The sequence below is a fragment of the Sphingomonas abietis genome, assembly GCF_027625475.1.
In the GTDB taxonomy this organism is placed as follows: Bacteria; Pseudomonadota; Alphaproteobacteria; order Sphingomonadales; family Sphingomonadaceae; genus Solisphingomonas; species Solisphingomonas abietis.
On the sequence record NZ_CP115174.1, the window covers coordinates 1349896 to 1375883 of the forward strand.

Here is a 25988-nt window from a genome sequence, read left to right on the forward strand (position 1 = left end):
CAATCGTTGCTGGGCCGGAATAACTGCCTCTTAACCTTATCCAGTTTCAAGGAGCAACGAGTTTAACGGTAGCGTGATGTATGACAGACCCTGTGTCCAACGTGGCGGATCCGTCATCCCCCGATCCGCGCGCATCGCGGGAAAGCCTGTTCCTGGGTGCGGAAATCCGACATGGCGGCGTGGTCCTGCAGGGGCGCGTGCGGAACGTATCCAGCACCGGGGCCTGGGTGGATTGCACGCATCGATTGCGGGTCGGCGATAGCCTGCGGATCTCGTTCCAGGGGGTGCAGGATGCCGAAGCGCAGGTGGCACGCGTCACCGAACGGGGGGTTGGCCTGCATTTCGATGCGCCGATTGATCCCTCGACCTGTCGCAGGAACGTTGCGCCGAAGCAGACCGACTGGACCAAGGATTATGTCCTCTGCCTGCGTGAAGGCGCGCGCGAGCCGATTTGGCAAAATGACGCCCTGGTAAAGCGGCCGAAGCTGCGCTGATGCGATTTCGTCCGTCCGGCATTTCCGCGCTACGGGCGCTCGCCCGGAGCGAGCGCGCCGGTGTGAGCGTGATCGGCGTCACCATGTCGGGTGGCGACGCGATCAATGGCCGCAATGCGCCGTCGCATCTAACCAGCATCGCCTTGAGCGGCGGCGCCGGGACCAGCGCCAAAGCCACCACCTCCTCGACGAGCACCACCACCACCGGCGGCGCGCAGGTCAAGGCCGGCACCTTGACCTACGGCACCACCGCGAGCGGCAGCACCACGGCCGCGCAGACCAAGAAATCGCGACCGGCCTGCTATCCCTCGATCAGCTGAACACCACTGCGCCATCATCGCTTGGCGGGCGCGCCGTTCGCATCATCCAGCGTGTGGAGGAAGGCGATGATGTCGGCGATCTCGGCTTCGCTCATCGGATGCTTGTCGCCGGCTTTCCGGTCGAAGGGGGCATCCGCGACATCGATATTGGCATGATAGCGGGTCGGCAGATCGTCATATTTGATGATCTTGCCGGCGGCATCGCGGGGATAGATGCTGCCCGGATCGACTTCGCGCAGATTGTAGAAATTCATCACCTGCTTGAGCGTGTGGTAGCGGCCATTGTGGAAATAGACGCCCCGCTTGGCCGAATTGCGCAATGTCGGGGTCAGGAACATCCCGCAATATTGGGTCTGCCTGGCGATGTCCGTGCGCAGCGGGCCGCATAGCCCCATATCGAAGAAATGCGGATCGCGGTTGGCGCGGATCGCCGGATTGCGCGGCACGCCGAGCGCCTCATATTCGGTATCCGTGAACAGCGGCGGCAGGCCGTCGCTGGTCGGCTGGCTGAGGTGGCAGCCGGCGCAATTGGCGCGATCCGGATCGTTGAACAGCCGCAGGCCGCGCATCTCGGCATGGCTCAGCCGCGCTTTGCCCTCCAGCCAGAGATCATATTTGCTGTTGAAGCGATGGAAGGACTGTGCCTCGATCTGATAGCGCGAGAGCGCCGACATCGCTTCGGTGAACAGCATCTCGGGATTGTGCAGCATGGTGTCGCCGAACAGCGGCTGGAGCAGCTTGTCGTAACCGGCGCTCGTCAGCTTGCGGGCGATCTCATATTTGTCCTTGTTGGCCATCTCGGCCGGATTCATCATCGGGCCGTTGGCCTGGGACATCAGCGTGTCCTCGCGGCCATCCCAGAACAGCCCGCCGCGCGGCACGAGCGAGGCGAGCGTGTTCGAACCGGCGCTCTTGGTGGCGCGGGCCGTGGTCTGCGCCTGCGCGGCCACCTGATCGAGCGGCGGCGGCGCGTCGTTCTCGGCCGCGACCGGGCCGATGCTGAAGATGTCCTGCCGGTAGAGATAGGCGAGCGAGGGCGGCGGCCTGACGCCCTCCGAGGTCATGTCCGGGCCACCGGGCTGGACGGAGCGACCGTCGGGCGGGCCATAGGCATGATCGGGGCTGTGGCAGGACGCGCAGGATTGCCGGCCCGAAGCGGACAGGGTGGGGTCGTTGAAGATCTTCTCGCCGATGGTGGCGAGCAGGCTGAGCGGTTCCGCCGGTGGCCGCAGGAGTTTCACGGGGTGCGGGTTGGCGCCGGTGATGTCTTCGATGGTGCGATCGAGCGAAGCAGGCGCCCGTTCGGGAAAGGCGAGGAAGAAGCCGCCGACGCCGCCGAGGGCCAGGATGGCCACGCCGCCGGCGAGCGCCAATCGGCGCCAGATGCGTGCGGAGCGACCGGGAGCGGCCGACATGCCTGTGGGGGTGATCGAGGGGCTGCTCGGTTGATCGTTCATGATGCTGCTTCGCGAGACCGATAAAAAGGCGTCTCGCCGGGCCGGAGCCCGACGAGACGCCAGAAGGGGATACCGGCCCCGGATCGTTCTGGATGCACCAGAGGACGCCGGGGCCGGACAGGGGGCAGGATCAGGCCGCCGGAGCGGTCGCCGTCACCGTGCCCTGGGTCGGGTCGAGGAACAGCGGCGTGGTGTGGGCTGCCTGGGTGAAGTCGAACATCGCCATGATGCTGCCGGCCGTCGCATCGTTGGAGCCACCGCCCAGGCGCTTGCCGCCCAGCCAGTTGTCCTCGATGAAGCGGATCACCGAAGACTGGGTGATCGGCGTGCTGTCGACATAGTTCACCTTCGCATAGGGCGAGATCAGGATGAACGGAATGCGCGAGCCGGGGCCGCAACGTCCGTTCACGGCCTTGCCGTTGACGTTGAGCGGCTGGGTCGCGCCGGTGGCGGTGCAGCTGCCTGCGCCATTCTCCTGATCGGCGCCGGTGATGGTGCCGCTGCCGCTCGCAAAGGTGCCGTTCGGCACGTTGATCGACGCGCTGGTGGTCGCATCGAACGAGGAGCGGATGATGGTCGGGGCGAGATGGTCGTACCAGCCGTCCGAGTCGTCGTAGGTGACGATCACGGCGGTGTTCTTCCAGTCCGGCTGCTGCTGGAGGAAGTTGATGACCTTGGTCACGAACGCCTGCTCGTCCAGCGCGTTGGAGTTGCCCGGATGGGCATCCTGGAACGCCGGAGCCTTGATGTAGCTGACCGACGCGAAGTTGCCGGCGCTCACCGCGGTGACGAAGTCGTTATAGTCATACTGGTGGTTGACGGCGGTTGCGCCGCCGGGCGTGTCGGTCGTCTCGGTGTGGCCGATCATCGCGGTCGAGCTCGGCCGGGTGTGGTTCTTGTTCTCGGTCGAGGCGTAATACTGGAACCAGGCGTGGTGCGGGATGTAATCCACCACCGTGCGGCTGGTGTTCGGCGACACGGTGCTGCGCTTGCAGGAGGTCGTGCCGTTGCTGTTGGTGGCGGTCAGATCGAAGCCGCCCATGAAGCCGCCCCAGGTGATGTTGGCGGCGTTGAGCAGATCGCCGATATTCTTGCCGGCCATCGTCGTGTTCGCGGTCGCGCTCGAGCAGGTGTCGCCCGACGGGTCGGCGTCGTTGACCATGGTGTAGGCACCCTGGCCATCGGGGATGGTGTCGCCGGCGACGAACTTGTCGGCGCCCGAGGTGGTGCCCGAGATGACGTTCAGCGCGCCCGGCGTCGAGGGACCGAAGCTGTCGGTATAGGCATGGTCGTTCATCGCGAAATGCTGGGCGTAGTTCCACATGCCGGTGACGGTGTTGCCGTCGAAATAGCCCATGACCTGCGCGATCGTGCCGAACGAGCCGGAGCCGCCGGCGATGCCCTTGCCGGTGTTGGTCACGAACGCGTCCATCTTGCCGCCGTGGGTGGCGAGCTGTTCGGGCGTGTAGGCGTGATTCTGGCTGGCGGTATCGAACTGCGTCCGGTCGATCCGGTACGGGTTCATGTAGCTGGCGGAGAAGCCGGCCTTGCCGGCTGCGGCCAGATTGTCGGCGTTGGTGGTGTTCGGGTTGGCGGTGAGCAGGGTCGCGTTCTTCTCATAGCCATTAACCTGCGGCGTACCCGAGGCGGCGGTGAACGTCGGCTCGCCCGAAGGATTCTTCGCCTGCGGATAGGTGCCGAAATAGTGATCGAACGATTCGTTCTCGCCGAAGATGACGACGAGGTGCTTGATCGGCGTCGTCGTCGCCAGCTTGTCCTGCTCGCTCAGGCTCGCACCCGTCGAGCTGCTGTCTGCGCTGTTGTGGGAATGGCCGCACGAGCTGAGCAACAGCGCGATGCAGCCTATCTTTATTGTCGATAACCCCTTGCGGAACATATGCTTCCTCCACACGCCCTATCCGTTCGGTGCGGCTGCCCGGTGCAGGCGGCGACGCAACGCGGACGGGAAAACATTTGCCGGATGGCCCAAAAAACCGGAGCCGCAAGCCACGAGGATTCGTGGCCGGCGTCCGCTAGCACCATCGTCAGATGACAGCGGGATGACGAGAAACATGAACAGTTTTTAATGTTGGAACTTTCGGGCGGTCATCGACTACGAAAGCGCAGATGGCGGCGGCATTGCCGCGTGTTGTTTCGATGCAGAAATATACCGTCTCAATTCTTCAACCAAAGTGACGCGGTTTTGTCATCCATTTCGAGGATGCGATCCCTTTCTCACGGCATTTCGCCTTGTGGGTTGGGGGGAATGTGCAGAAATTCATCATTTTCCTGGCCTGGGGCCTGCTTGTGCCGGTCATGGCGGTCGGCGCGCGTGCCGATGTCTACCAGATCGATGACCAGGGCGCGGTCTATGTCCGTCACATGTCCGGCGACGTGCAGTGGGGGGCGTCCGGCGCCGGGCGCGATGCCGGCAGCGACCAGACGCCATCGGACGCGGCGTTCCCCGACACGGGGATGCCCGCGTCGGCCATGACGTTGCTCGCGGCACCGCAGGTGCCCGATGCCTGGCGGCCGTCGCTGTTGGCGGCCGCCAGCCGCTATGGCATCAGCTCCGATCTGCTGGCGGCGCTGGTCTGGCAGGAAAGCCGCTGGCGGCCCGGGGCGCTCAGCCCGAAGGGCGCGATGGGGCTTGCCCAATTGATGCCGGCCACCGCGCGCGCGCTGGCGGTGGACGCCCAGAACCCGGCCGCCAATCTGGCCGGCGGCGCGCAATATCTGCGCCGGATGCTCGATCTGTTCGATGGCGACGTCGAACGGGCGCTGGCCGCCTATAATGCCGGCCCGGGCCGCGTGCAGCGTGCCGGCGGCGTCCCCGCCATCGCCGAGACGCGGGCCTATGTCTCCAACATCCTCCTCCACATGGCGCCGGCCGCTGTCGGCGAAACTGGAATTCCGAAATGACCAAGCGCCTGATTGCCTTTATTGTCGCCACTCTGTCATCCAGCGCCGCCTTCGCCCAGGCGACCGGCGGCAACCCTGCCGGTTCCGGCCCGATCGTGGCCGCGCTCGGCTGGCTGCAGGGTACGCTGCTCGGCAATGTCGCCACCGCGGTGGCGGTGATCGCGGTCGCCATGGTCGGCTTCATGATGCTCACCGGCCGGATGAACTGGCGCTTCGGTGCCACGGTGATCGTCGGCTGCTTCGTGCTGTTCGGCGCCGGCGCGATCGTCACCGGCATCCAATCGACCGCTCAGGTCACGCGCTGAGCCATGACACGTACCCCCGTCTTCCGTGCGCTGACCCGGCCGCAGATGTTCGGGGGCGTCACCTACAGCTTCTTCGTGATCAACATGGGCGTGACCACCGAAGCCTTCCTGATGACGCGCAGCTTCTGGGCCTTGCCCGTCGCGCTCGTCGTCCACGGCATCGGCTATCTCGCCTGCCTGCGCGAACCGCGCATCTTCGATCTGTGGCTGACCAAGGTCAGCCGCACGCCCCGCATCCGTAACTGGAAGCGCTGGGGCTGCAACAGCTACGCACCCTGAGAGGGCCGATCATGACGTGGACGGGGCCAGCAGCATGGGGCGCGAAGGAGGCGAAGGCCGGCGATCGCCTTCCCTATGCGCGCCACATCGATGCGACGACGCTCAGGCTGCGCGACGGCGCGGTGATGCGGATGATCCAGGTGCCGGGCCTGCCGTTCGAGACGGAGGATGCCCAGGCGCTCGATCATCATCTCGGCGTCCGCGAGACGATGCTGCGCTCGGTGCTCGATGCGCGCTTCGTGGTCTATCACCACATCGTCCGCCGCCGCGTGCAGGTGACGCTGGACGGCACGCCCGACGCGCCGTTCGCCGCCCTGCTCAACCAGCGCTGGCAGCAGCGGCTGGATACGCGCCGGCTGTTCGTCAACGAGCAGGTGCTGACGATCGTGCGCCGCCCGGCGCGCGGCAAGACGGGCTGGCCCGATCGCCTCCGTCGCGCGCTGGCCGGCAAGACGACCGAGCCGGATACCGCCGATCTGCGCGCGCTGGATGCCGCCGCGACCGCGCTGGTCGCTGCGCTGGAAAGCTATGGCGCGCGGACGCTCGGCACCTATGCGGGCACAGGCGGCACGTGTTCGGAGCCGCTGGAGATCCTGTCGGCCATCTATAATGGCGAGATGCGGCCGGTGCTGCTGCCCGCCGAGGATGTCGATCTCGGCCACCACATTCCCTATGCCCGTGTCAGTTTCGGCCTCGATGCGATCGAGACGTCGCAGGCCGGCGGTCGTGGTTTCGCCGGGATGTTGGCGATCAAGGAATATCCCGACACCACCCGCGCCGGGCTGATCGACAACATCCTGCGCCTGCCGCACGAACTGGTGCTGACCGAGAGCTTCGCGCCGGCCGACCGCCAGGTCGCGCGCGAGCGGATCGATCTCGCCATCCGCCGCATCCGTTCGGCCGACGAGGAAGCCGGAGCCGAGCGGCGCGAGATGCTCGCCGCGCGCGATGCGCTGGGCGCGGGGCAGGCGGGCTTCGGCGATCATCATCTGTCGCTGTTGGTGCGCGCGGGCGATCTGTCGGCGCTGGATGGCGCGATGGCGGCGGCTGGCGCGGCGCTGGCCGATATCGGCGTGATCGCGGTGCGCGAGGATATCAATCTGGAGCCGGGCTTCTGGGGCCAGTTTCCCGGTAACGAGGCCTATCTGGTCCGCCGTGCACTGATCTCCACCGCCAATGCGGCGGGTTTCCTGTCGCTGCACGGAATGCCCTTCGGCCGGCCCGACGGCAATCACTGGGGCCCGGCCGCGACCGTGTTCGAGACGACCAGCGCGACGCCCTATTTCTTCAATTTCCACGAAGGCGATCTCGGCAATTTCACCGTGATCGGCCCGTCCGGTTCGGGCAAGACGGTGGTGCTCAACTTCCTCGCCGCGCAGGCCCAGAAGTTCAATCCGCGCACCATCCTGTTCGACAAGGATCGCGGCGCGGAAATCTTCCTGCGCGCGGCCGGCGGTCATTATGCCCGCCTCCAACCGGGCGAGCCGACCGGCTTCAACCCGCTGCAACTGCCCGATACCGCGATCAACCGCGCCTTCCTGCGCGATTGGCTGGGGGTGATGCTGGCCGCCGAAGGCCCGGACGAGCTGGCGGCGATCGCCGGTGCAGTCGATGCCTGCATGGAGGCCGCGCCCGTCTTCCGCCGCCTGCGCCATTTCCGCGAATTGCTGAGCGGTTCGCGCCGACCGGAGGCGGGCGACCTCGCCTCGCGGCTCGATCCGTGGATCGGTGGCGGCGAACATGCCTGGCTGTTCGACAATGCGGTCGACGCGCTCGATCTCGATGCGCGCACGCTCGGCTTCGACATGACCGCGCTGCTCGACAGCCCGGCGCTGCGTACCCCGACGATGCTCTATCTGTTCCACCGGGTCGATGAGCGGCTGGACGGTGAGCCGGCGCTGATCCTGATCGATGAGGGCTGGAAGGCGCTGGACGATCCCGTTTTCGCGGCGCGCATCCGCGATTGGCTGAAGACGCTGCGTAAGCGCAACGCGCTGGTCGGTTTCGCCACCCAGTCCGCGCGCGACGCGCTCGACAGCCGGATCGCGTCCGCCATCGTCGAGCAGACCGCGACGATGATCTTCACGCCCAACCCGCGCGCCCGGCCCGAGGATTATTGCGAAGGCTTCGGACTGTCCGAGCATGAGCTGGAGCTGATCCGGCAATTGCCCGCGCACAGCCGCTGCTTCCTGGTCCGCCATGCCAATCATTCGGTGGTTGCGCGACTCGATCTGGGCGACATGCCCGATCTGCTGACCGTCCTTTCCGGCCGTGAATCCAGCGTCCGCCGGCTTGATCGGCTGCGCGAGGAGCATGGCGATGCCCCGGCTGGCTGGTTCCGCGCGCTGACTGGCACGGAGTGGCCGGGCACTACTGACGATCAGCCTTATAGCGAAGCCGCCGAATGACCTGCCCCGCGCTCGACATCGAGAATGGCGGGCTGGCATCGGCGCTGCACGCGGTCGATTGCCGCACCGGGGAGAGCACGTCGGTCGCCTTCGGGCGGCTGTTCGGCGCGCATGGCACGCTGTTGCCGGCGCTCACCGGGCTGCTGACCCTCTATGTCGCGATCTTCGCGATCGGGCTGCTGACCGGACGGACCCGGCTGGGCGTCACCTCGCTCACCCCGCGCATGATGACGATGGGGCTGGTGCTCACCTTCGCGACATCGTGGCTGGCCTATCAAAATGTGATCTGGACGCTGACGACCGGCGCGCCCGATCAGATCGCCTCGCTGATCGCCGGCACCCATGGTTCGGCCAGCGCCGCCTTCGCGGACAAGCTGGACATGATCTTCTCCGCGATCGCGGACAGCACCAAACAGACTGCGACATCGGTGGTGAGCGCGACCGGCGCGACCACCAATGGCGCCACGCCCGGCGGCGGCATGTTCACGCCGCAGGGGATGCTGTGGCTGTCCGGCCTGATGCTGCTGGTCGGCACGGTGGGCGTGCTGGTGACGGCCAAGGTGGCGTTGGCGGCCTTGCTGGCGGTGGGGCCGGTGTTCATCGTGATGGCGCTGTTCGCGGGCACGCGCGGGCTGTTCGAGGGCTGGCTGAAGGCGGTGGTGTCGTTCGCGATGGTGCCGATGTTCGTCGTCCTGATCGGCGGCGCGGCGCTCTCGATGATCGCCCCGCTGATCCAGGCGGCGCTGATGGATTCGACCACCACGTCCACCAAGGCCGTCACGGCTCTGTTCCTCGGGGCGTGCGTCTATTCCGCGTTGATGGTGATCGTGGTGAAGGTGACGACGACGATCGTGGCCGGCTGGCGGTTGCCCTTTGGCACCGCACCGGAACCAACGGTCGCGCCTGCAATGCCCGCCGCGGCGGCGGCACCCGCTCCGCTGCTGGCGACACGGGCCAACGGGCAGGCGGCCGACACCGTGCGCTCGATCGTCGCCGCACTGCCCGCGCCCGATGGGGGATCGGCGGCGGCAGCGTCCACCACCACCAATGTCAGCCGGATCACGCGCGATATCGCCGCCCCGCTGGCCGCACCCGCACCCAGCGGATCGGCGCGCCTGCAAGGCGTCGGCAGCCGGTTCCGCACCTCGCCCGCCGCCCCATCAAGAGCCCAGTTGAAATGAACCGTCTTGTCCTGTCGACTGCCCTGTTCGCCACGATGGCGGCGTCGCCCGTCATCGCGCGCGATCCGCGCATCGCGACGCGCCTTTATGACCCCGCCCGGATCGTCACGATCTCCGGTCGTCCCGATGTCCAGTCGACGATCGAGTTCGGGGAGGATGAACGGATCGAGAATATCGCGGTCGGCGATTCCTCGACCTGGCAGGTAACGCCCAACAAGCGCGCCTCGCTGCTGTTCGTGAAGCCGATGAAGGCGCCGGCCCGCACCAACATGACGGTCGTCACCGATCAGCGCACCTATCTCTTCGATCTCGTCACGACGCCGGGGCGGGCGCCGCTCTACGAACTGCGCTTCACCTATCCGCCGCGGCCGACGCCGGTGACGATGCCGGCTCCCGCCCCCGTGATCGCGGCGGTGGAGGCGCCGGCGCCCAAGGCACCCGAGACGACGCCGGCCGATCTCGATTTCAACTGGGCCACCAATGGGCCGAAGCAGCTCCTGCCGAGCCGCGCATTCGATGACGGCGTATCGACATGGCTGGCGTGGCCGAAGGACGCGACGATGCCGGCCATCCTCGTCCGCGAGCCCAATGGCGAGGAGGGGCCGGTCAACTACACCGTGAAGGGCGATTATGTGGTGGTCGATGGTGTGCCGCCCCAGATCGTGCTGCGTCAAGGCAAGCTGATCGCCACGCTGACCCCTGCGCCGCGCCCGCCGAAGCCGGTGCGGGCGACCGATGACGCCGCTCCCCAGACCGCGAGCACCCAGCCATGACGCCGACCCGCGAACCGATCCTGCTGCGCCCGATCATGGATGTCGATCCGCGCACGCAGGCCGATCCGCAGGCGCTGGTGCTGGCCAGCCGCAATGCCTATCCGCTGGTGGCGCAGGCCGGGCGCCGTTCCGATTCCGCCGGGCTGGCGATCGGCGGCGCCGTCGCGCTCCTGCTCGGCGGCGGTACCTTCTGGATGATGAGCCAGCATCGCGCGCCGGCCCCGATCGCAGCCCCGCTGCCGGTATCGCCGCCGGCGGTGTCGCCGGTGACCGCGGCTCCTCCGGCCTTGCCCGTACCGCTGCCGGTCGCCACGCGACCGATATCCATCGCCCAGGTCGAGGCCGCCGCCGCGCCGGCGATGGTCTTCGACGGATCGACCGCGCCCGCGACCGAGACGGCGACCACAGCGCCCCCCGCACCGGGCAAGAGCGGGGTCGCGACCGTTCCCGCCGTGACCGGCGACAATGATCAGTTCGCGCTGCGCGTCGGCGGATCGGAGGATGTCGTCAGCGCCGAGAAGCTCAGCGATCCCGCCAACACCGTCACCCAGGGCACCCTGATCCCGGCGGTGCTGGAAACCGCGATCGACACCGATCTGCCGGGCTATGTCCGCGCCGTGGTCAGCCGCGACGTGCGGTCCTTCGACGGCACCCATATCCTCATCCCGCGTTCGACCCGGCTGATCGGCCAGTACAAGTCCGGCCTCGCGGCCGGGCAGACGCGCGCCTATGTCATCTGGACGCGGCTGATCCGGCCGGATGGCGTATCGGTGGCGCTCGGTTCGCCGGCGGTCGATTTCTCCGGCACGTCGGGCCTGACCGGCAAGGTCGACAGCCATTTCCTCAAGCGCTTCGGCGCTGCAGCGCTGCTCACCGTGATCGGCGGCCTTTCGGCGATCGGCAATAATTCGGTCGTGCTGTCGAGCGGACAGAATGCCGGCGCCGTGGCCGCGCAGGGCAATGGCCAGATCCCGCCGACCGTGCATGTACCGCAGGGCCAGCCGATCCGGGTGTTCACCGCGCGCGATCTCGATTTCTCGACGGTGGCGCAGGCCGGATGAGCGGTGCGACCGCGCCGATGGCGGGGAAGGGCGCGGGCGGCGTCTATCTCGATGCCTATCTCGCGCCGTTGAAGCCCTGGCTGACGCGCGAGGAAGTGACCGAGATCCTGGTCAACCGGCCGGGCGAGATCTGGGTGGAAAGCGCCGGTGCCGGGATGCAGCGGATCGACCTGCCCGAGATGGACGATCGGCATCTCCAGCGCCTCGCCGAGCAGGTGGCACGGATCAGCCATCAGGGCATCAACCGCGAGCAGCCGTTGCTGGCCGCGATGCTGCCCGATGGCGCGCGCGTGCAGTTCGTGGCGCCATCGGCGACGCGCGCGCATTGGGCGATGGCGATCCGCCGTCATCGGCTGGTCGATCTGCCGCTCTCGGCCTATGATGACGGCCCGCTGCCGACGACCCAGGATCTCGCGGCGATGCCCGATCCGGTCGCCGATCCGGTCGGTTTCCTGACCCAGGCGGTGCGGCGGCGGCAGACCATCCTGATTTCCGGCGGCACCTCCACCGGCAAGACCACCTTCCTGAATGCGCTGCTCGGCGAAGTCTCGCCGGCGGAGCGCATCGTGCTGGTCGAGGACACCCCGGAAATCCGGCTGCGCCATGACAATGGCCTCGGTCTCGTCGCGGTGAAGGGCGAATTGGGCGAGGCCCGCATCGGCACCGACGATCTGCTCCAGGCAGCACTGCGTCTGCGGCCCGATCGCATCGTGCTCGGCGAGTTGCGCGGGCGCGAGGCGGTCAGTTTCCTGCGGGCGATCAACACTGGCCATCCCGGCTCCTTTACCACCATCCACGCGAACTCGCCGGGCGGCGCGCTGGAGCAGCTTGCCTTGATGGTCATGCAGGCGGGGTTGGGCCTCGATCGGCGCGATACCCTCGCTTATGCCCGTTCGATGATCGATATCGTGGTCCAGCTCGGGCGCGTCGATGGTCGCCGCCGGATCGTGGCGATCGACTGGATCGCCGCCGGACGGGGGTGAGCCCCGCGCAGCGCGCGCAGGCAGCCTTCGTCAGGGCGCCGGCATATCCTTCTCGCGCAGCATCCGATCGACCCGCGCGCTGAGATCGTCGATCGCGAAGGGCTTGGTCAGCACCTCCATGCCGCGTTCGATATGGCCATGGTTGAGCACCGCATTCTCGGCATAGCCGGTGATGAACAGGATTTTCAGCGTCGGTCGCAGCGCGCGCGCGGCATCCGCCACCTGCCGGCCATTGAGCCCGCCGGGCAGGCCGACGTCGGTGATCAGCAGGTCGATCCGGCCGCCCGCCTGCAGGATACGCAGGCCGGCGGGGCCGTCGCCGGCCTCCAGGCAGGCATAGCCCAGTTCCTCCAGCGCATCGACGATCAGCATCCTGACCGTCGGCTCGTCGTCGACGACCAGCACGGTCTCGCCGGCCTTCGCGGGGACGATGGCGGTCGGCGCCTGCTCCTCCTCGATCTCGTCGGCCTCGCCGGCATGGCGGGGCAGATAGATGCACACCATCGTGCCCTGACCGAGCTCCGAATAGATGCGGACGTGTCCGTTGGACTGGCGGGCGAAGCCATAGACCATCGACAGGCCGAGGCCGGTGCCCTGGCCGAGCGGCTTGGTGGTGAAGAAGGGATCGAAGACGCGCTTCAGATTCTCCTTCTCGATGCCGGTCCCGGTGTCGCTGACGCAGACCGTGACATATTGGCCAGGGTCCAGCCCGCGTTCGCTGGCGGCGCGGGAGTCGAGCCATTTGTTGCCGGTCTCGATCGTGATCCGGCCGCCCCGCGGCATCGCGTCGCGCGCGTTGATGCACAGGTTGAGGATCGCGTTCTCGAGCTGGTTGGCGTCGACCAGCGTCGGCCACAGACCCACCGCCGCCACGGTCTCCACCTCGATGGCCGGCCCGACGGTGCGCTGGACCAGCTCCACCAGTTCCGACATCAGGCGGTTGATCACCACCGGCTTGGGCGAGAGCGTCTGCCGGCGCGAGAAAGCGAGCAGGCGATGGGTGAGGGCGGCGGCGCGGCGCGCGGCACCCTGGCCGGCGGAGAGATATTTCTCGACATCCGCCATGCGGCCCTGCGCGAGGCGGGTGCCGATCATTTCGAACGCGCCGGAGATGCCGGCCAGCAGATTGTTGAAATCATGGGCGAGGCCGCCGGTCAGCTGGCCGACCGCTTCCATCTTCTGGGCCTGGCGCAGCGCATCCTCGGCATCGCGCAGCCGCTCCTGCTCGCGTAGCCTTTCGCTCACGTCGAAGGCGAACTGATAGGCGCCGATCTGCCGCCCCGCCTCGTCGCGCAGCACGCTCGCGCGGACCTCGTAATGGCATCGGTCACGGCTCGGATCGCCGAGCGAGACGATCTCGGTGAATTCCTCGCCGGCCAAGACCCGGTCCCAGATGGCTTGCGCGGGGCCGAGGCTCTCGGGCTGGTCGGCGAGCAGCTCGAGCATGTTGTCGCCGATCTTCGGCCGCACGCCGAAGATCCGCTCGAACTCCTGCGCCGCGGCGCCATTGATCGCCAGCCAGTGATAGTGCGTATCGAGCACATGGACGAAGGCATTGGTGCCTTCGACGATATCGGCGAGCAGCCGGCGTTCCGCCAGCATATCGGCGACCCGGCTCTCCAGCGTTTCGTTGAGCCGGACGAGCGCGAGCTCGGCCTGGCGGCGCTGGGTGATATCCTGGAACAGCACGGCGACCTGATGGCGGCTCTGAGGTTCGATCCGGAAGGCCGAGAGGGACAGATAGCGCCCGGTCGCCTCCAATTCGCGCTCGAAGCGGATCGGCATGCCGGTCTTCAGCACGCCGCCATAGCGCTCCACCCAGTCGCCCGCCTCGGCCGGCACCATTTCGCGGACCTTCTGCCCGACGACGTTGGGGATGCCGGCATTTGCGGCATAGGCGGCATTGGCCTCGATATGGATATAGTCGCTGAGCGGGCCGTGCGGACCATCGAGGAATTCGATGATGCAAAAGCCCTCGTCCATGGCCTCGAACAGGGTGCGGTAACGCTCTTCCTTTTCGCTGCGCTGCCTGAGCGCCAGCCGCAGTTCGAGCTGGTCCATCACCTGCCGTGCCAGAACCCGCAGCGTGCGCTGCTGCAATTCGGTCAGCGCCTTCGGTGCGACGTCGAGCACGCACAAGGTGCCGATCGGATAGCCGTCCCGCGTCTTCAGCAAGGCGCCGGCGTAGAAACGCAGATGCGGCTCGCCGGTCACCAGCGGATTGCCGTCGAACCGCGGATCGGCGGTGGCATCCGGCACCAGCAGGAAATCGTCTTCCAGGATCGCGCGGGCGCAGAACGACGTCTCGAGCGGGGTCTCGCGGACGCCGAGGCCGACCTCCGCCTTGAAGAACTGGCGGCCATCCCCGATCAGGTTGACGACGGCGATCGGCGCCCCGCAGATATCCGCCGCGAGTTGCGCCACTTCGTCGAATGCGCTTTCCCGCGGGGTGTCGAGGATGTTGTAGCGATCCAGCGCAGCCAGCCGGCGCGCCTCCCGATCCTGCTGACTCATGTCCGTCATGGGTGTCGGGTGCTCGCCTGTCGATGATCCGCAAAAGCGCGGTTTACTTCAGGAAGTAGGGATGCGCCAAGGGGCAGAAGGTTCCCGTGAAATGATCGTGAGACGTTCGCTCAGGGCGTCGCCTCGGGGGCCGAGCTCACCCGGTTCCGGCCCGATTGCTTGGCTTCGTAGAGTGCCGCGTCGGCGCGGCCGTACAGGCTGTCGAAATCCTCCCCGGCGCGCAGTTCCGCCAGGCCGAAGCTTGCCGTCACGCGGATCGTCTGGCCATCGAAGGCGATGACGGTGGCGGCGATCGCCTGGCGCAGGCGATCCGCCAGCAGCCATGCGCCGGTGGACGCGGTGTGCGGCATCAGCAGGCCGAATTCCTCGCCGCCGATCCGGCCGACGAGATCGGTCGAGCGGGTGTGGCTGTCGAAGATCTGCCCGGTCATCGCCAGCACGGCATCGCCGCCGGGATGGCCCCAGCTGTCGTTCACATGCTTGAAGTCGTCGAGGTCGAGGATGGTGAGGCTCAGCCGCGTGTCATGCCGTCCGGCTAGCGACACCAGTTCGTGTGCGCGTTCGACGAAATGCCGCCGGTTGGCGCAGCCGGTCAGCGTGTCGATGGTCGCGAGCTGCGCCAGCCGTTCGTTGGCGGCGCGCAGATCGGCGGTGCGCTCGGAAATCTGGCGTTCGAGTTCGCCCTGCCGGCGACGCAGATAGCCGGTTCGCCAGCGGAACAGGGCGACGATGCCAAGCAGCAGCAGCAAGGCGGCGACCAGACGCACCCACCATTGCTGCGACCATGACGGGAGAACCCTGATCGGCACCGCCAGATCGCGTTCCGTCCACAGGCCGTCACGATTGGATCCGCGCAGGCGCAGCATATAATCGCCCGGCGGAAGATTGGTGTAGGCTGCGAGACGGCGGCTGGCATCGGTCTCCGTCCAGGCCTGGTCGAATCCGTCGAGCTTGTAGGCATAATGGTTGCGTTCGGGCGCCGTGAAATCGAGCGCGGAGAATTCGACGGCGAGGCTGTTGGTCCGAGGCGTCAGGACGACGGGCGTGCTGTTGCCGGCATGGTTGAACGGGGCGATCGGCACGGAAATGCCGCCGACCCGCACATCGGTCACCACCACCGGCGGCCGGAAGCGCCACGGCGGCAGGACGCCGGGGCGCACGACCGTCAGCCCGTCCTTGGCGCCGAACAGGGCCTCCCCGGCCGCATCGGCACCGCGCGACCCGACGAAATAATCCCGCAACGCGGAGCCGTCTGCCGGGCCGACCCGACGGATCGCGAAGGTGGCGGAGTCGACGCGGGCGAGGCCGTCGTCGGTGCCGGCCCAGATCGTCCCGGTGCCGTCCATTTCCAGGCTGTCGACATTCTCGTGCGGCAGGCCGTTGGCCACGCCGAAGCGCCGGAAGCGCGGCCGGCCGGCGGCGTCGCGGCCGGTCATCAGCGCCAGTCCGCCGCCGAAGGTGCCGACCCAGAGCCGCCCGCGCCGATCGACCAGCAGCGCCGACACGAAGCCGCCACCCAGCGCCTGCCGATCGGCGGGATCGGCCAGGATCGGCTCGACCGCGTGGGCGGCGAGATCGATCCGGTTCAGCCCGTTGCGGGTGCCGACCCACAGATCGCTCCCGGTTCCGCTCAGGATGATGTTGATGTCGGGGTTAGACAATTTCGCGGCATCCGCCGGGCCGAATGCCGGGGCTGTGCGGAGACCGGCGCCATGTTCCGGGACGACTGCGCGGATGCCGTCATATTCGCCACCGATCCATAGTGTGCCATTGTCGATGGCCAGCGCGTTGATCGCGGCGTGCGGATCGCGGCCGGGGATGGGCACGAGCGCGACGCCATGGGTCACCGGATCGGCAAGATAGAGCCCGCGGCGGGTTGCGAGATAGACCTGGCCATCCGCCCTTTCCGTCATGGCGAAGACGGCGTCGCGCAGCAGGGAATGGCCAGGAGCCCCCGGATCGGACCTGAATGTCGCAACGCGCCCCCGCATCGGATCGATGATGTCGGCACTGCCGTCGATATAGCCGAGCCAGATCCGTCCATCGCGGGTGGCCAGGATCGAGAGCACGTCGCTGGCGCTCAGGCTGCCCGGCCGTTGCTGCGCACCATAGATGGTCGAGACGAGGCCGGGATCGTGCGGATGGTAGCTGAGGCCGCCGGTGCCGCCGACCCAGATGCCACCCGCATCGTCCCGCAGCAGGGCCCAGACATCGTTATGGGTGAGGCTGTTCGCTACGCTGCGATCGTGGCGGATGAAGCCGATGTTGCCGCTGCGGGTGTCCACGGAAATGATGCCCGAACTGCGCAGACCGGCCCAAATCTCGTGAGGGCCGACCATGCAGATCGAGGAAACCGCGCTCGGTGGCAGGTCGTAGGCCGTGCCGACGGCGCGTGGTGTTGCGCCGGCATGATCGATGACGAACAGGCCCTTGCTGGTCGTGCCGATCCAGATGCGGCCGTTCGGTTCCTCGAACAGCGCGGATACGCCCATCGCCGTATCGCCGATCGGCACGGCGACGAACGCCCGGGCCCCTGTCGGCCGGCGTGCCAGCCCGTCCGTCGTGCCGACCCAGAGCGCGCCCGCCCGATCGCGCAATACCGCCTGTATGGCGCCGCCCGGCAGGCCTTCCGCGCCCGATGTGCCGGCACGCAGCAAAACGATCCTGCCGTTCGACGGATCGAGATGGCGAAGCCCGTCGTCGGTGCCGATCCACAGGCCGCCGACGCCATCGTCGGTGATGGCGCCGATGTGGATGCTTCCCGCCGCGAGCTTGAGCGGCACCGTGTCGAACCGGTCTTTCGTGGCATCATAGCGGGCGAGATGGCCCGCGCTGGTGCCGATCCACAGATGACCGGTGGCGTCGATATGGAGCGTCTGTATCCAGTCGTCCGGCAGGCTGCCGGGGTTGGCCGGATCGGCCTTGTAGGCGGTGAAGCGATAGCCGTCCCAACGGGCGAGGCCGCCCTGCGTGCCGATCCAGAGAAAGCCGTCGCGGCTCTGCGCGAACGCCGTCGGCACGGGATGCGGCAGGCCCTGGTCCCGGCCATAATTATGGAAGACCGTCGAAGTGAAGTTCGTCCAGCGTCCCGGAGCCGCAAGCGCGGGGCCGGTGACGATCGCCCAGGCCAGCCACGCCGCCATGCCGATGCGGGTGCCGTCCCGGCGCGAGGGCGCGCCGATCCGGACACGATCACGCGCGCCGGGCCAACGCGTAGACAGGATAGGGAAGAGCACCGAAAGCACGGCATTAACCATGCGGAATTTGTGCCGCATGAGCAACGATAACCGGCCCGAAAAAGTCGCCGATCCGATATTTCCGTTGTCGGGGTTACAGGCTGTCGTCGGCGCCGATCGCGCCATAGAGGGTGATGCGGTTGCCGATATCGGTGAGGATCGTCGCGACCTGGCTTTGCCGCGCAGCATACAGGGTGCGCTGCGCCGTCAGCGCGTCGATATAGGAGACGGTGCCGGCACGATATTGCGCGTCCGCCAGATCATAGGCCTTGGACGCCGCGGCGACGAGCCGGGCCTGCGCATCGCGCTGGCGCGTGATGGTGCCACGCCGGGCGAGGCCGTCCGCTACATCCTTGAAGGCGGACTGCACCGTCTTCTCATATTCGGCGAGGTAATAATCGCGCTGCGCCTTGGCATATTCGAGATTGCCCTTGGTGGCGCCGCCCAGCACCGGCAGGCTGGCCGAAGGCGCCACCGACCAGTTGAGCGCGCCGCCGGTGAACAGCGAGGACAGCGCCGAACTGGCGACGCCGACCGCCGAGGTCAGCGTGATCGTGGGAAAAAAGGCGGCCCGCGCCGCGCCGATGCCGGCATTGGCGCTTTTGAGGCTGTGCTCGGCCTCGAGCACGTCGGGTCGCTGGAGCAGGACGGTGGAGGACATCCCCGCCGGCACATTGCCGATCGCGCCATCGAGCGAATTCAGCGATGCGGGCAGCAGATCGTCGGCGACCGGCGCACCGACCAGCAATTCCAGCGCGTTGCGATCCTGCGCGACCAGCGTGGTGTCATTGGCGACATCCGACTTCGCCTGCTCGACGACCGTGATCGCATTCTGCACGTCGGTCGCGCTGGCGAGGCCGGATGCCAGCAGCGACTGGGTGAGATCGAGCGAGCGCTGGCCGCTGACGATGGTCTCCTGCGCGATCCGCAGCAGATCCATGTCGGAGGCGAGCGTCACATAGGCGGTCGCGGTTTCGGAGACGAGCGTGAGCTTGGCCGACCGCATCCCGGATTCGGTCGAGAGATAGGTCTCCAGCGCTTCCTTGGTCTCGTTCTTCAGCCGCCCGAACAGATCGATCTCGAAACTGCTCATGCCGATCGTCGAATCATAGCTGTTGGAGCTGAGCGCGGAACTCTTGATGCCGCGCGTGATGTTGGCGTCCGCGCCGGCCGCGATCGTCGGCAGCTGGGCCGATCGCTCGACATGATATTGCGCCCTTGCCGAGGCGACGCTGGCGAGCGAGGCGCGCAGATCGCGGTTGTTGGCGAGCGCCTGGCCGATCACCGTGCGGAGCTTCGCGTCTGCGACCAGATCCTGCCATTTCAGCCCTGCCGCATCGGCCAGATCCGGCCCATAGGCGGCACCCTGCGGCCATTGCGCAGGGGCGGCGGAGGCAGGGCGGGCATAATGCGGGGCCATGTCGCAACCCGACAAGGCGGTGGCGAGGCACAGCAGGGCGATGCCCGACGGGGGGAGGATGCGGCGCATCAGGCTTCCTTGGGCTCGGGGGCGACGGGCTTGGCGCTGGCCCCGCCGCGATGGAACAGGCGGCCGACCAGCATGAAGAACATCGGCACGTAGAAGATGGCGAGCGCGGTGGCGGTGAACATGCCGCCGAGCACCGCCGTACCGATCGCGATCCGGCTCTGTGCGCCGGCGCCGGTGGCGACCGCCAGCGGGAACACGCCGGCGATGAAGGCGATCGAGGTCATCAGGATCGGGCGCAGGCGGACGCGCGCCGCCTCCAGCGCGGCCTCCAGCATGTCCTTGCCGCCCCGGCGTGCCATTTCGGCGAACTCGACGATCAGGATCGCGTTCTTCGCCGCCAAGCCGATCGTGGTGAGCAGGCCGACCTGGAAGTAGATATTGTTCTCCAGCCCGCGCACCGTCACCGCCAGCACCGCACCGATGACGCCGAGCGGGACGACCAGCAGCACCGCGAACGGGATCGACCAGCTCTCGTAGAGCGCCGCGAGGCACAGGAAGACGACGAGGATCGAGAGGGCATAGAGATACAGCGCCTGCCCGCTCGACTGGTTCTCCTGATAGGAGAGCCCGCTCCACGCATAGCCGGTGCCGGGTGCGACCTTCTGCTGGAGCGCGATCATCTCCTTCATCGCATCGCCCGAGCTATAGCCGGCGCCGGCGTCGCCATCGATCTCGTAGGAGGAGCGGCCGTTGAAGCGCGACACGCTGTTGGCGCCTTTTTCCCAGCCGGTGGTGGTGAAGGAGGAGAAGGGCACCATCGTGCTGGGCGCGGTGCCCGTGCTGGTGGCGCTGGAGCGGACGTACCAGTTGTCCAGATTGTCGGGCAGCATCCGGTAGGGCGCATCGGCCTGCATGTAGACGCGCTTGACCCGGCCGCGATCGACGAAGTCGTCGACATAGGTGCTGCCCCACGCCGAACTCAGCGTGCCGGTGGCGTCGCTTTCGCTGAGGCCCAGCACGGCGAGCTTGGCATCGTCGAAGGTGACGCGCAGCTGCGGCGTGTCGGGCAATGTCGCGGCGCGGACGGCGGACAGCTTGGGGTCTTTGTTGGCGGCGGCGATCAGCTTGTCGCGCAATGCCACGAACTTGTCGCGCGACATGTTGCTGGTGTTGAGCATCTCGAAGGTGAAGCCGTTGGACTGGCCCAGGCCGGAAATGGCGGGCGGGGTCAGCGCGAACACCTGCGCGTCGCGGAACTTGCCGAACACCGCCATCGCCCGGCCATTGATCGCGTCGGCGGCGTTCTTGGCGCCCTTGCGCTGGTCGAACGGGGCGAGGCTGGCGAAACCGAGACCGGCATTCTGCCCGGACCCCGAAAAGCTGAAGCCGGTCAGCGCGAAGATGCTGGCGACATTGGCATGTTCATTCTTGAGGAAAAAATCCTCGACCTCGCCGCGCACCTTGTTGGTCCGCTCCTGGGTGGCGCCGGGGGGGAGGGTGTATTGCACCATCACCGTGCCCTGATCCTCGGTCGGCAGGAAGCCGGTCGGCAGGCGCATGAACAGCAGCGCCATCGCCGCGACGATCACCGCATAGACGATCATGTGCAGCCAGCTGCGCCCGATCACCGCCTTGGTGGTATCGACATAGCGATTGGTGGTGCGATCGAACCAGCGGTTGAACTTGCCGAACAGGCCGCCGCGCTTCAGCGGATCATGGCTGCCGGGCTTGAGCAGGGTGGCGCACAGCGCCGGCGACAGGATCAGCGCGACGATCACCGACAGCACCATCGCCGAGACGATCGTCACCGAGAACTGGCGATAGATCACGCCGGTCGATCCGCCGAAGAAGGCCATCGGCAGCATCACCGCCGACAGCACCATCGCGATGCCGACCAGCGCCGATCCGATCTCGCCCATCGACTTGATCGTGGCGTCGGCGGGGTCGAGCCCCTCGTCGGCCATGATCCGCTCGACATTCTCGACCACGACGATCGCGTCGTCGACCAGCAGGCCGATCGCCAGCACCATGCCGAACAGGGTGAGCGTGTTGATCGAATAGCCGAACAGCGCGAGGATGCCGAAGGTGCCGAGCAGCACCACCGGCACCGCGATCGCGGGGATCAGCGTCGCGCGCCAGCTCTGCAGGAACACGAACATCACGATCACGACGAGGACGACCGCGATCAGCAGCGTCTCGACCACTTCCTTGATCGAGAGCTTCACGAAGTCGCTGGTGTCGCGCGGATAGGCGAGGGCGTAGCCCTGCGGCATCCCCGCGGCCAAAGTCGCGACTTCGGCCTTGACCGCGCTGGCGGTCTTGAGCGCGTCGGCGCCCGGCGCGAGCTGGACGGCGATGCCCGATGCCGGATGGGCGTTGAGCTGGGCCGAGGTGGTGTAATCCTCCTGCCCCATCTCGACCCGCGCCACGTCCGACAGATGGACGACCGATCCGTCGCTCAGCGTCTTGACGACGATCTGGCGGAACTGGTCGGGCGTCTGGAGGCGGGACTTGGCCTTGACCACGGCGTTGAGCATCTGGCCTTGCACGGCCGGCTCCTGGCCGATCTGGCCGGCGGACAGATCGACATTCTGGGCCGAGATCGCGGTCTGCACGTCGGACGGCATCAGCTGGCGGGCGGCGAGCTTCACCGGATCGAGCCAGATCCGCATCGCATATTCGGCACCGAACACCTGCACCTGGCCGACGCCGTTCACGCGGGCGAGCTGGTCCTGGAAATTGCTGACCAGATAATCGGAAATGTCGCTGGCGGTGGCGCGGTCGGTCTTGTCGTAGAGGCCGACGATCAGCAGGAAGTCGGCGTTGGACTTGGTGACGGTGAGGCCTTGCTCCTGCACCTCGCTGGGCAGGCGCGACGTCGCCTGCTGAACCTTGTTCTGCACCTGCACCTGCGCGATGTCGGCATCGGTGCCCTTGGCGAAGGTGACGGTGACCTTGGCCGAACCCGAACTGTCCGAGCTCGACGAGAAATAGAGCAGATTGTCGATGCCGATCAGCTGCTGTTCGATCACCTGCGTCACGCTGGTCTCGAGCGTCTCGGCCGATGCGCCCGGATAGGTGGCGGTGACCGTCACCGACGGCGGCGCGACGTCGGGATATTGGGCGATCGGCAGGCTCATGATCGCGCCGATGCCGGCCATCATGATGACGATCGCGATCACCCAGGCGAAGATCGGCCGGGCGACGAAGAAACGACTGATACCCATGGTTTAGTCGTCCAGCTTGACGGAGACGGGCTTGACGGTGGCGCCGTCGCGGGCGTTGGCGGTGCCCTCCACGATCAGCCGGTCGCCGGCCTTGAGCCCCGCGGTGATCAGCCACTTGTTGCCGATCGCCTGCCCGGTGGTGACGTTGCGCTGCACCACCTTGTTGTTCTGATCGACGACGAGCGCGGTCGCATCGCCCTTGGCATCGCGGGCGATGCCCTGCTGCGGCACGAGGATGCCGTTCGGCACGATGCCCTGCGGCGCTTCGACCCGCACGAACATGCCGGGCAGCAGCAGGCCCTGCGGATTGGGGAAGCGGGCGCGCAGCGTGACGGTGCCGGCATCCTCGTCCACCGTCACTTCGCTGAACTCGATCGTGCCGGTCTGCGGATAATCGCTGCCGTCTTCGAGCTTGAGATGCACCGCGGCGCTGCTCGGCAGCACGCTGCCCTTGGCCAGCGCCTGGCGCAGCTTCACCAGATCGGCGCTGGACTGGGTGATGTCGACATAGATCGGATCGAGCTGCTGGATCGTCGCCAGCGCGGTGGTCTGCGCGGCGGTAACGAGCGCGCCGGGGGTGACCGACGAGCGGCTGATCCGCCCGGTGATCGGGGCCAGCACGCGGGTATATTCGAGGTTCACCCGTGCCGTCTCGACGGCTGCCTGATATTGGTGGACGCTGGCCAGCGCCGCGCGGGCGGCGGCGACGGCATCGTCGATATCCTGCCGGCTGACCGCCTGGTTGTCGCTCAGCGTCTTGTAGCGATTGGCCTTGGCCTGATCGGTGAAGAGGGTGGCCTGCGCATTTTCGAGCTGCGCGCGCGCCGAATCGAGGGTCGCCTTATAGAGCCGCGGATCGATCTGGTAGAGCGGCTGGCCGGCGTGGACGACCGAGCCTTCCTGGAACAGCCGGGCCTTGATGATGCCATCGACCTGCGGCCGCACGTCGGATGCCGTGGTGGAGGCAGTACGGCCGGTCAGCTCGTTGGAGACGGTCACGGGCGCGGTCGCGAGCGTGACGACGCCGACTTCGGGGGTCGGCGCGGCGGGCGGTTTCTTGTCGCTGGAGCAGGCGGTGGCGAGCAGCGCCAGGGTGATGGCGGCGATGGACGCCGATCGACGGATTTGCTGAAGCGGCACGGACTCGTTCCTCGAATGCAATGATGCCGCCGTGCGCCAGGCTTGTCGAAGAGAACAGGATCGTTGGGTAACGGCACGTAGGCGGCGGTATTGCTTTGTATCGCCGTGTATCGCGCCGGAAGACGACGGAACCCGGCTGGGTTATAGGCGTGGCATGGTTCAGCAGACGGAGCTGGCTGGCGGGTGCATACTCGTCGCCGAAGACGATCCAGACATTCGCGAACTCATCATCGCGCAGCTTCACCGCGAACCCTATGCGGTGGTGGCTGCCGGCAGCGTCCGTGAAACGCGGGCCGCGATGTTCAAGGCGCCGGTCGATCTGCTGGTGCTCGATCTCAACCTGCCGGACGGCGACGGCATCGATCTGTGCCGCCAGTTGCGCAGCGAAGGCTATGAAGGCGCGATCATCATGGTGACCGCGCGCGATGCCGCGATCGATCGGGTGCTGGGCCTCGAACTCGGTGCCGACGACTATCTCACCAAGCCGTTCGAGCCGCGCGAACTGCTGGCCCGCGTCCGCAACCTGCTGAAGCGGGTGCGGGTGCCGGATGGCGGCAGCGGCACGCCGCGCAACGCCCGCATCGCGCGGTTCGGCCCGTGGCGGCTCGATCTCCACCAGCGCCGCCTGATCGCGGCAGACGACCGGCTGGTGATGCTGTCCGCCGCCGAATATCGCCTGCTGACCCGCTTTCTCGATTCGCCGAGCAAGGTGCTGTCGCGCGAGGAGTTGCTGCCGGAGCGCAGCGCCACCGTCGCCTTCGATCGCTCGATCGATCTCCAGATCAGCCGGCTGCGGCAGAAGCTGGCGGCCGAGCCCGGCGGCGAGGCGGTGATCCTCACGGTGCGCAGCGAAGGCTATGTGATGCCCGGCCCGATCGTGTTCGAGTGAAACGCCTGTTCGCCCGCCTGGCCGCTTTCGTGGGATCGCTGGCGGGGCGTCTGGTCCTGATTCTCACCGTCGGCATCGCCGCTGCGGCGATCATCTCGCTGCTGGCGGCGGAACATGCCCGCGTCCATGATTTCAAGCGCGTGCAGCTCGATCGGGTGGTGGCGAGCACCGTCGACATGGCGTCGCGCTTCGCCCGTGATCCGGTGCGGACCCATGATCTGCTCTACGATCACCGCATCCTCGGTGCGCGCGATGCGCCGATCGAGTGGCGCACGATGACCCCGGATGCCAATCTCGGCCGACTGCTCGCAGCGCAGCTGGGCGCGCGGGCCGATGCGCGTGCCATGCAGATGCCGCATGGCAGCTGTTTCCCGAATTTCGATAGCTTCATCCGCGTGGCGGGGATGAACGACAATATGCTCCCGGATTGCTGGTTCGTGCTGTTCCGCGATACCGGCGGCACGGAACGGCGCATGTCGATCGATCTGGCGCCGTTCCGTATTCCGCCCAGCTCCACGCTCGATCCGGTGTATCTGCTGCTGATCGTCGCCGCGAGCCTGGCCCTGTCGATGATCGTCGCGCGCTTCGCGACGGCCCCGTTGCGGCGGCTGACCAGCGCCGCCCGCGCTTTCTCGGTGACGGTCGATCCCGAGCCGATCCCGGAGGACGGACCGCGCGAGGTACGGGTCGCGCTGGAGACGTTCAACGTCATGCAGCATCGGGTGCGGGAAGGGTTTCGCGAGCGCACCCAGATCCTGGCATCGGTCGCCCACGACCTCCAGACGCCGCTCACCAGGTTACGGCTACGGCTCGAGCAGGTGGCCGACGAGACGCTGCGTGAGCGCCTGATCTCCGATCTCGCCGCGACCCAGCGCCTTGTCCGCGACGGGCTCGAGCTGGCCCGCAGCAGCGAGAGCCGCGAGCCCTGGTCGATCGTCGATATCGACTCGATCCTGTCCAGCGTCGCGGAGGATGCGGCCGAATTCGGCGCCGACGTGCGCTTCGTTTCGGGCTGTGGCGCACGCACACGGGTCAAGCCGAACGCGCTGGGCCGCTGCGTGAGCAATCTCGTCGACAATGCGATCAAATATGCCGGCGATGCCGAGCTGTCCTGCGGGCTTGTCGGATCGGACCTCGTGATCAGCGTCCGCGATCATGGCCCCGGCTTGCCGCCAGCGGCGCTGAACGAGGCGTTCGAGCCGTTTCGCCGCTTCCAGGGCGAGCGATCTCCGTCCCACGGTTCGGGGCTGGGCCTCACCATCGCGCGGGCCCAGGCGCACACCTTCGGCGCGCATTTGTCGCTCCATAATCACGAAAATGGCGGCCTGGTCGCCCATATCAGCCTGAGGATCATGTAAGCG

The 25988-nt window shown here is 67.2% G+C and carries 19 protein-coding genes; 12 read left to right on the top strand and 7 right to left on the bottom strand.

Annotation, left to right across the window (positions count from 1 at the left end):
• Positions 1 to 92 precede the first annotated feature (92 nt).
• Both PBT88_RS06545 and PBT88_RS06550 read left to right on the top strand, forming a co-directional pair.
• Entirely contained in the window at positions 93 to 494 is a 402-nt protein-coding gene (locus tag PBT88_RS06545; protein ID WP_270078408.1) for a PilZ domain-containing protein, read from the top strand.
• Entirely contained in the window at positions 494 to 814 is a 321-nt protein-coding gene (locus PBT88_RS06550; RefSeq protein WP_270078409.1) for a hypothetical protein, read from the top strand. The genes PBT88_RS06545 and PBT88_RS06550 overlap by 1 nt, the downstream gene beginning before the upstream one ends.
• Before the next feature lie 14 nt (positions 815 to 828).
• Here PBT88_RS06550 and PBT88_RS06555 read toward each other — a convergent pair whose 3' ends face one another.
• Positions 829 to 2229, bottom strand: coding sequence for a cytochrome-c peroxidase (locus tag PBT88_RS06555; protein ID WP_270078410.1), 1401 nt, complete (start codon positions 2227 to 2229; stop codon positions 829 to 831).
• Between the two features lie 172 nt (positions 2230 to 2401).
• Positions 2402 to 4120, bottom strand: coding sequence for a phospholipase C (locus tag PBT88_RS06560; protein WP_270078411.1), 1719 nt, complete (start codon positions 4118 to 4120; stop codon positions 2402 to 2404).
• Positions 4121 to 4539: 419 nt separating this feature from the next.
• Between PBT88_RS06560 and PBT88_RS06565 the strand changes: the two genes are divergently transcribed.
• The 8 genes from PBT88_RS06565 to virB11 are packed head-to-tail and all read left to right on the top strand — an operon-like array spanning position 4540 to position 12183.
• Positions 4540 to 5193 carry a lytic transglycosylase domain-containing protein gene (locus PBT88_RS06565; RefSeq protein ID WP_270078412.1) on the top strand — a complete coding sequence of 218 codons (654 nt, stop codon included), beginning with the start codon at positions 4540 to 4542 and terminating at the stop codon, positions 5191 to 5193.
• Positions 5190 to 5498, top strand: a complete 309-nt coding sequence (locus tag PBT88_RS06570) for a TrbC/VirB2 family protein (RefSeq protein WP_270078413.1) — start codon at positions 5190 to 5192, stop codon at positions 5496 to 5498. Before PBT88_RS06565 ends, PBT88_RS06570 begins: the two co-directional genes overlap by 4 nt.
• Before the next feature lie 3 nt (positions 5499 to 5501).
• The gene (locus PBT88_RS06575) at positions 5502 to 5777 is read left to right on the top strand and encodes a type IV secretion system protein VirB3 (protein WP_270078414.1); all 276 of its coding nucleotides are present in this window, start codon (positions 5502 to 5504) and stop codon (positions 5775 to 5777) included.
• Between the two features lie 11 nt (positions 5778 to 5788).
• The gene (locus PBT88_RS06580; RefSeq protein ID WP_270078415.1) at positions 5789 to 8185 is read left to right on the top strand and encodes a VirB4 family type IV secretion/conjugal transfer ATPase; all 2397 of its coding nucleotides are present in this window, start codon (positions 5789 to 5791) and stop codon (positions 8183 to 8185) included.
• The gene (locus tag PBT88_RS06585) at positions 8182 to 9366 is read left to right on the top strand and encodes a type IV secretion system protein (protein WP_270078416.1); all 1185 of its coding nucleotides are present in this window, start codon (positions 8182 to 8184) and stop codon (positions 9364 to 9366) included. The genes PBT88_RS06580 and PBT88_RS06585 overlap by 4 nt, the downstream gene beginning before the upstream one ends.
• On the top strand, positions 9363 to 10139 hold the full coding sequence (locus PBT88_RS06590; protein WP_270078417.1) for a TrbG/VirB9 family P-type conjugative transfer protein: 777 nt from the start codon (positions 9363 to 9365) through the stop codon (positions 10137 to 10139). Before PBT88_RS06585 ends, PBT88_RS06590 begins: the two co-directional genes overlap by 4 nt.
• Positions 10136 to 11200, top strand: a complete 1065-nt coding sequence (locus PBT88_RS06595) for a TrbI/VirB10 family protein (protein WP_270078418.1) — start codon at positions 10136 to 10138, stop codon at positions 11198 to 11200. Before PBT88_RS06590 ends, PBT88_RS06595 begins: the two co-directional genes overlap by 4 nt.
• Positions 11197 to 12183 carry a P-type DNA transfer ATPase VirB11 gene (gene virB11, locus PBT88_RS06600; RefSeq protein WP_270078419.1) on the top strand — a complete coding sequence of 329 codons (987 nt, stop codon included), beginning with the start codon at positions 11197 to 11199 and terminating at the stop codon, positions 12181 to 12183. Before PBT88_RS06595 ends, virB11 begins: the two co-directional genes overlap by 4 nt.
• 30 nt (positions 12184 to 12213) lie before the next feature.
• Here virB11 and PBT88_RS06605 read toward each other — a convergent pair whose 3' ends face one another.
• The 5 genes from PBT88_RS06605 to PBT88_RS06625 all read right to left on the bottom strand — a co-directional run bounded on the left by PBT88_RS06605 (position 12214) and on the right by PBT88_RS06625 (position 23738).
• Complete coding sequence (locus PBT88_RS06605; protein WP_270078420.1) at positions 12214 to 14706, bottom strand: PAS domain-containing protein; 2493 nt, start codon at positions 14704 to 14706, stop codon at positions 12214 to 12216.
• Between the two features lie 110 nt (positions 14707 to 14816).
• The gene (locus PBT88_RS06610) at positions 14817 to 17963 is read right to left on the bottom strand and encodes a ligand-binding sensor domain-containing protein (protein WP_270078421.1); all 3147 of its coding nucleotides are present in this window, start codon (positions 17961 to 17963) and stop codon (positions 14817 to 14819) included.
• A gap of 73 nt (positions 17964 to 18036) precedes the next feature.
• Positions 18037 to 19431 (bottom strand): efflux transporter outer membrane subunit, encoded by a 1395-nt coding sequence (locus PBT88_RS06615; RefSeq protein ID WP_270078422.1) that lies wholly within the window; start codon positions 19429 to 19431, stop codon positions 18037 to 18039.
• Positions 19431 to 22598, bottom strand: coding sequence for an efflux RND transporter permease subunit (locus PBT88_RS06620; protein ID WP_270078423.1), 3168 nt, complete (start codon positions 22596 to 22598; stop codon positions 19431 to 19433). The genes PBT88_RS06615 and PBT88_RS06620 overlap by 1 nt, the downstream gene beginning before the upstream one ends.
• Positions 22599 to 22601: 3 nt before the next feature.
• Complete coding sequence (locus tag PBT88_RS06625; protein WP_407696523.1) at positions 22602 to 23738, bottom strand: efflux RND transporter periplasmic adaptor subunit; 1137 nt, start codon at positions 23736 to 23738, stop codon at positions 22602 to 22604.
• Positions 23739 to 23892: 154 nt separating this feature from the next.
• Here PBT88_RS06625 and PBT88_RS06630 point away from each other — a divergent pair, with 154 nt between their 5' ends.
• A complete protein-coding gene (locus PBT88_RS06630; RefSeq protein ID WP_270078424.1) occupies positions 23893 to 24627 on the top strand; it encodes a response regulator transcription factor in 735 nt (244 codons plus the stop codon).
• On the top strand, positions 24624 to 25985 hold the full coding sequence (locus tag PBT88_RS06635) for an ATP-binding protein (RefSeq protein WP_270078425.1): 1362 nt from the start codon (positions 24624 to 24626) through the stop codon (positions 25983 to 25985). The genes PBT88_RS06630 and PBT88_RS06635 overlap by 4 nt, the downstream gene beginning before the upstream one ends.
• Positions 25986 to 25988: the final 3 nt, after the last annotated feature.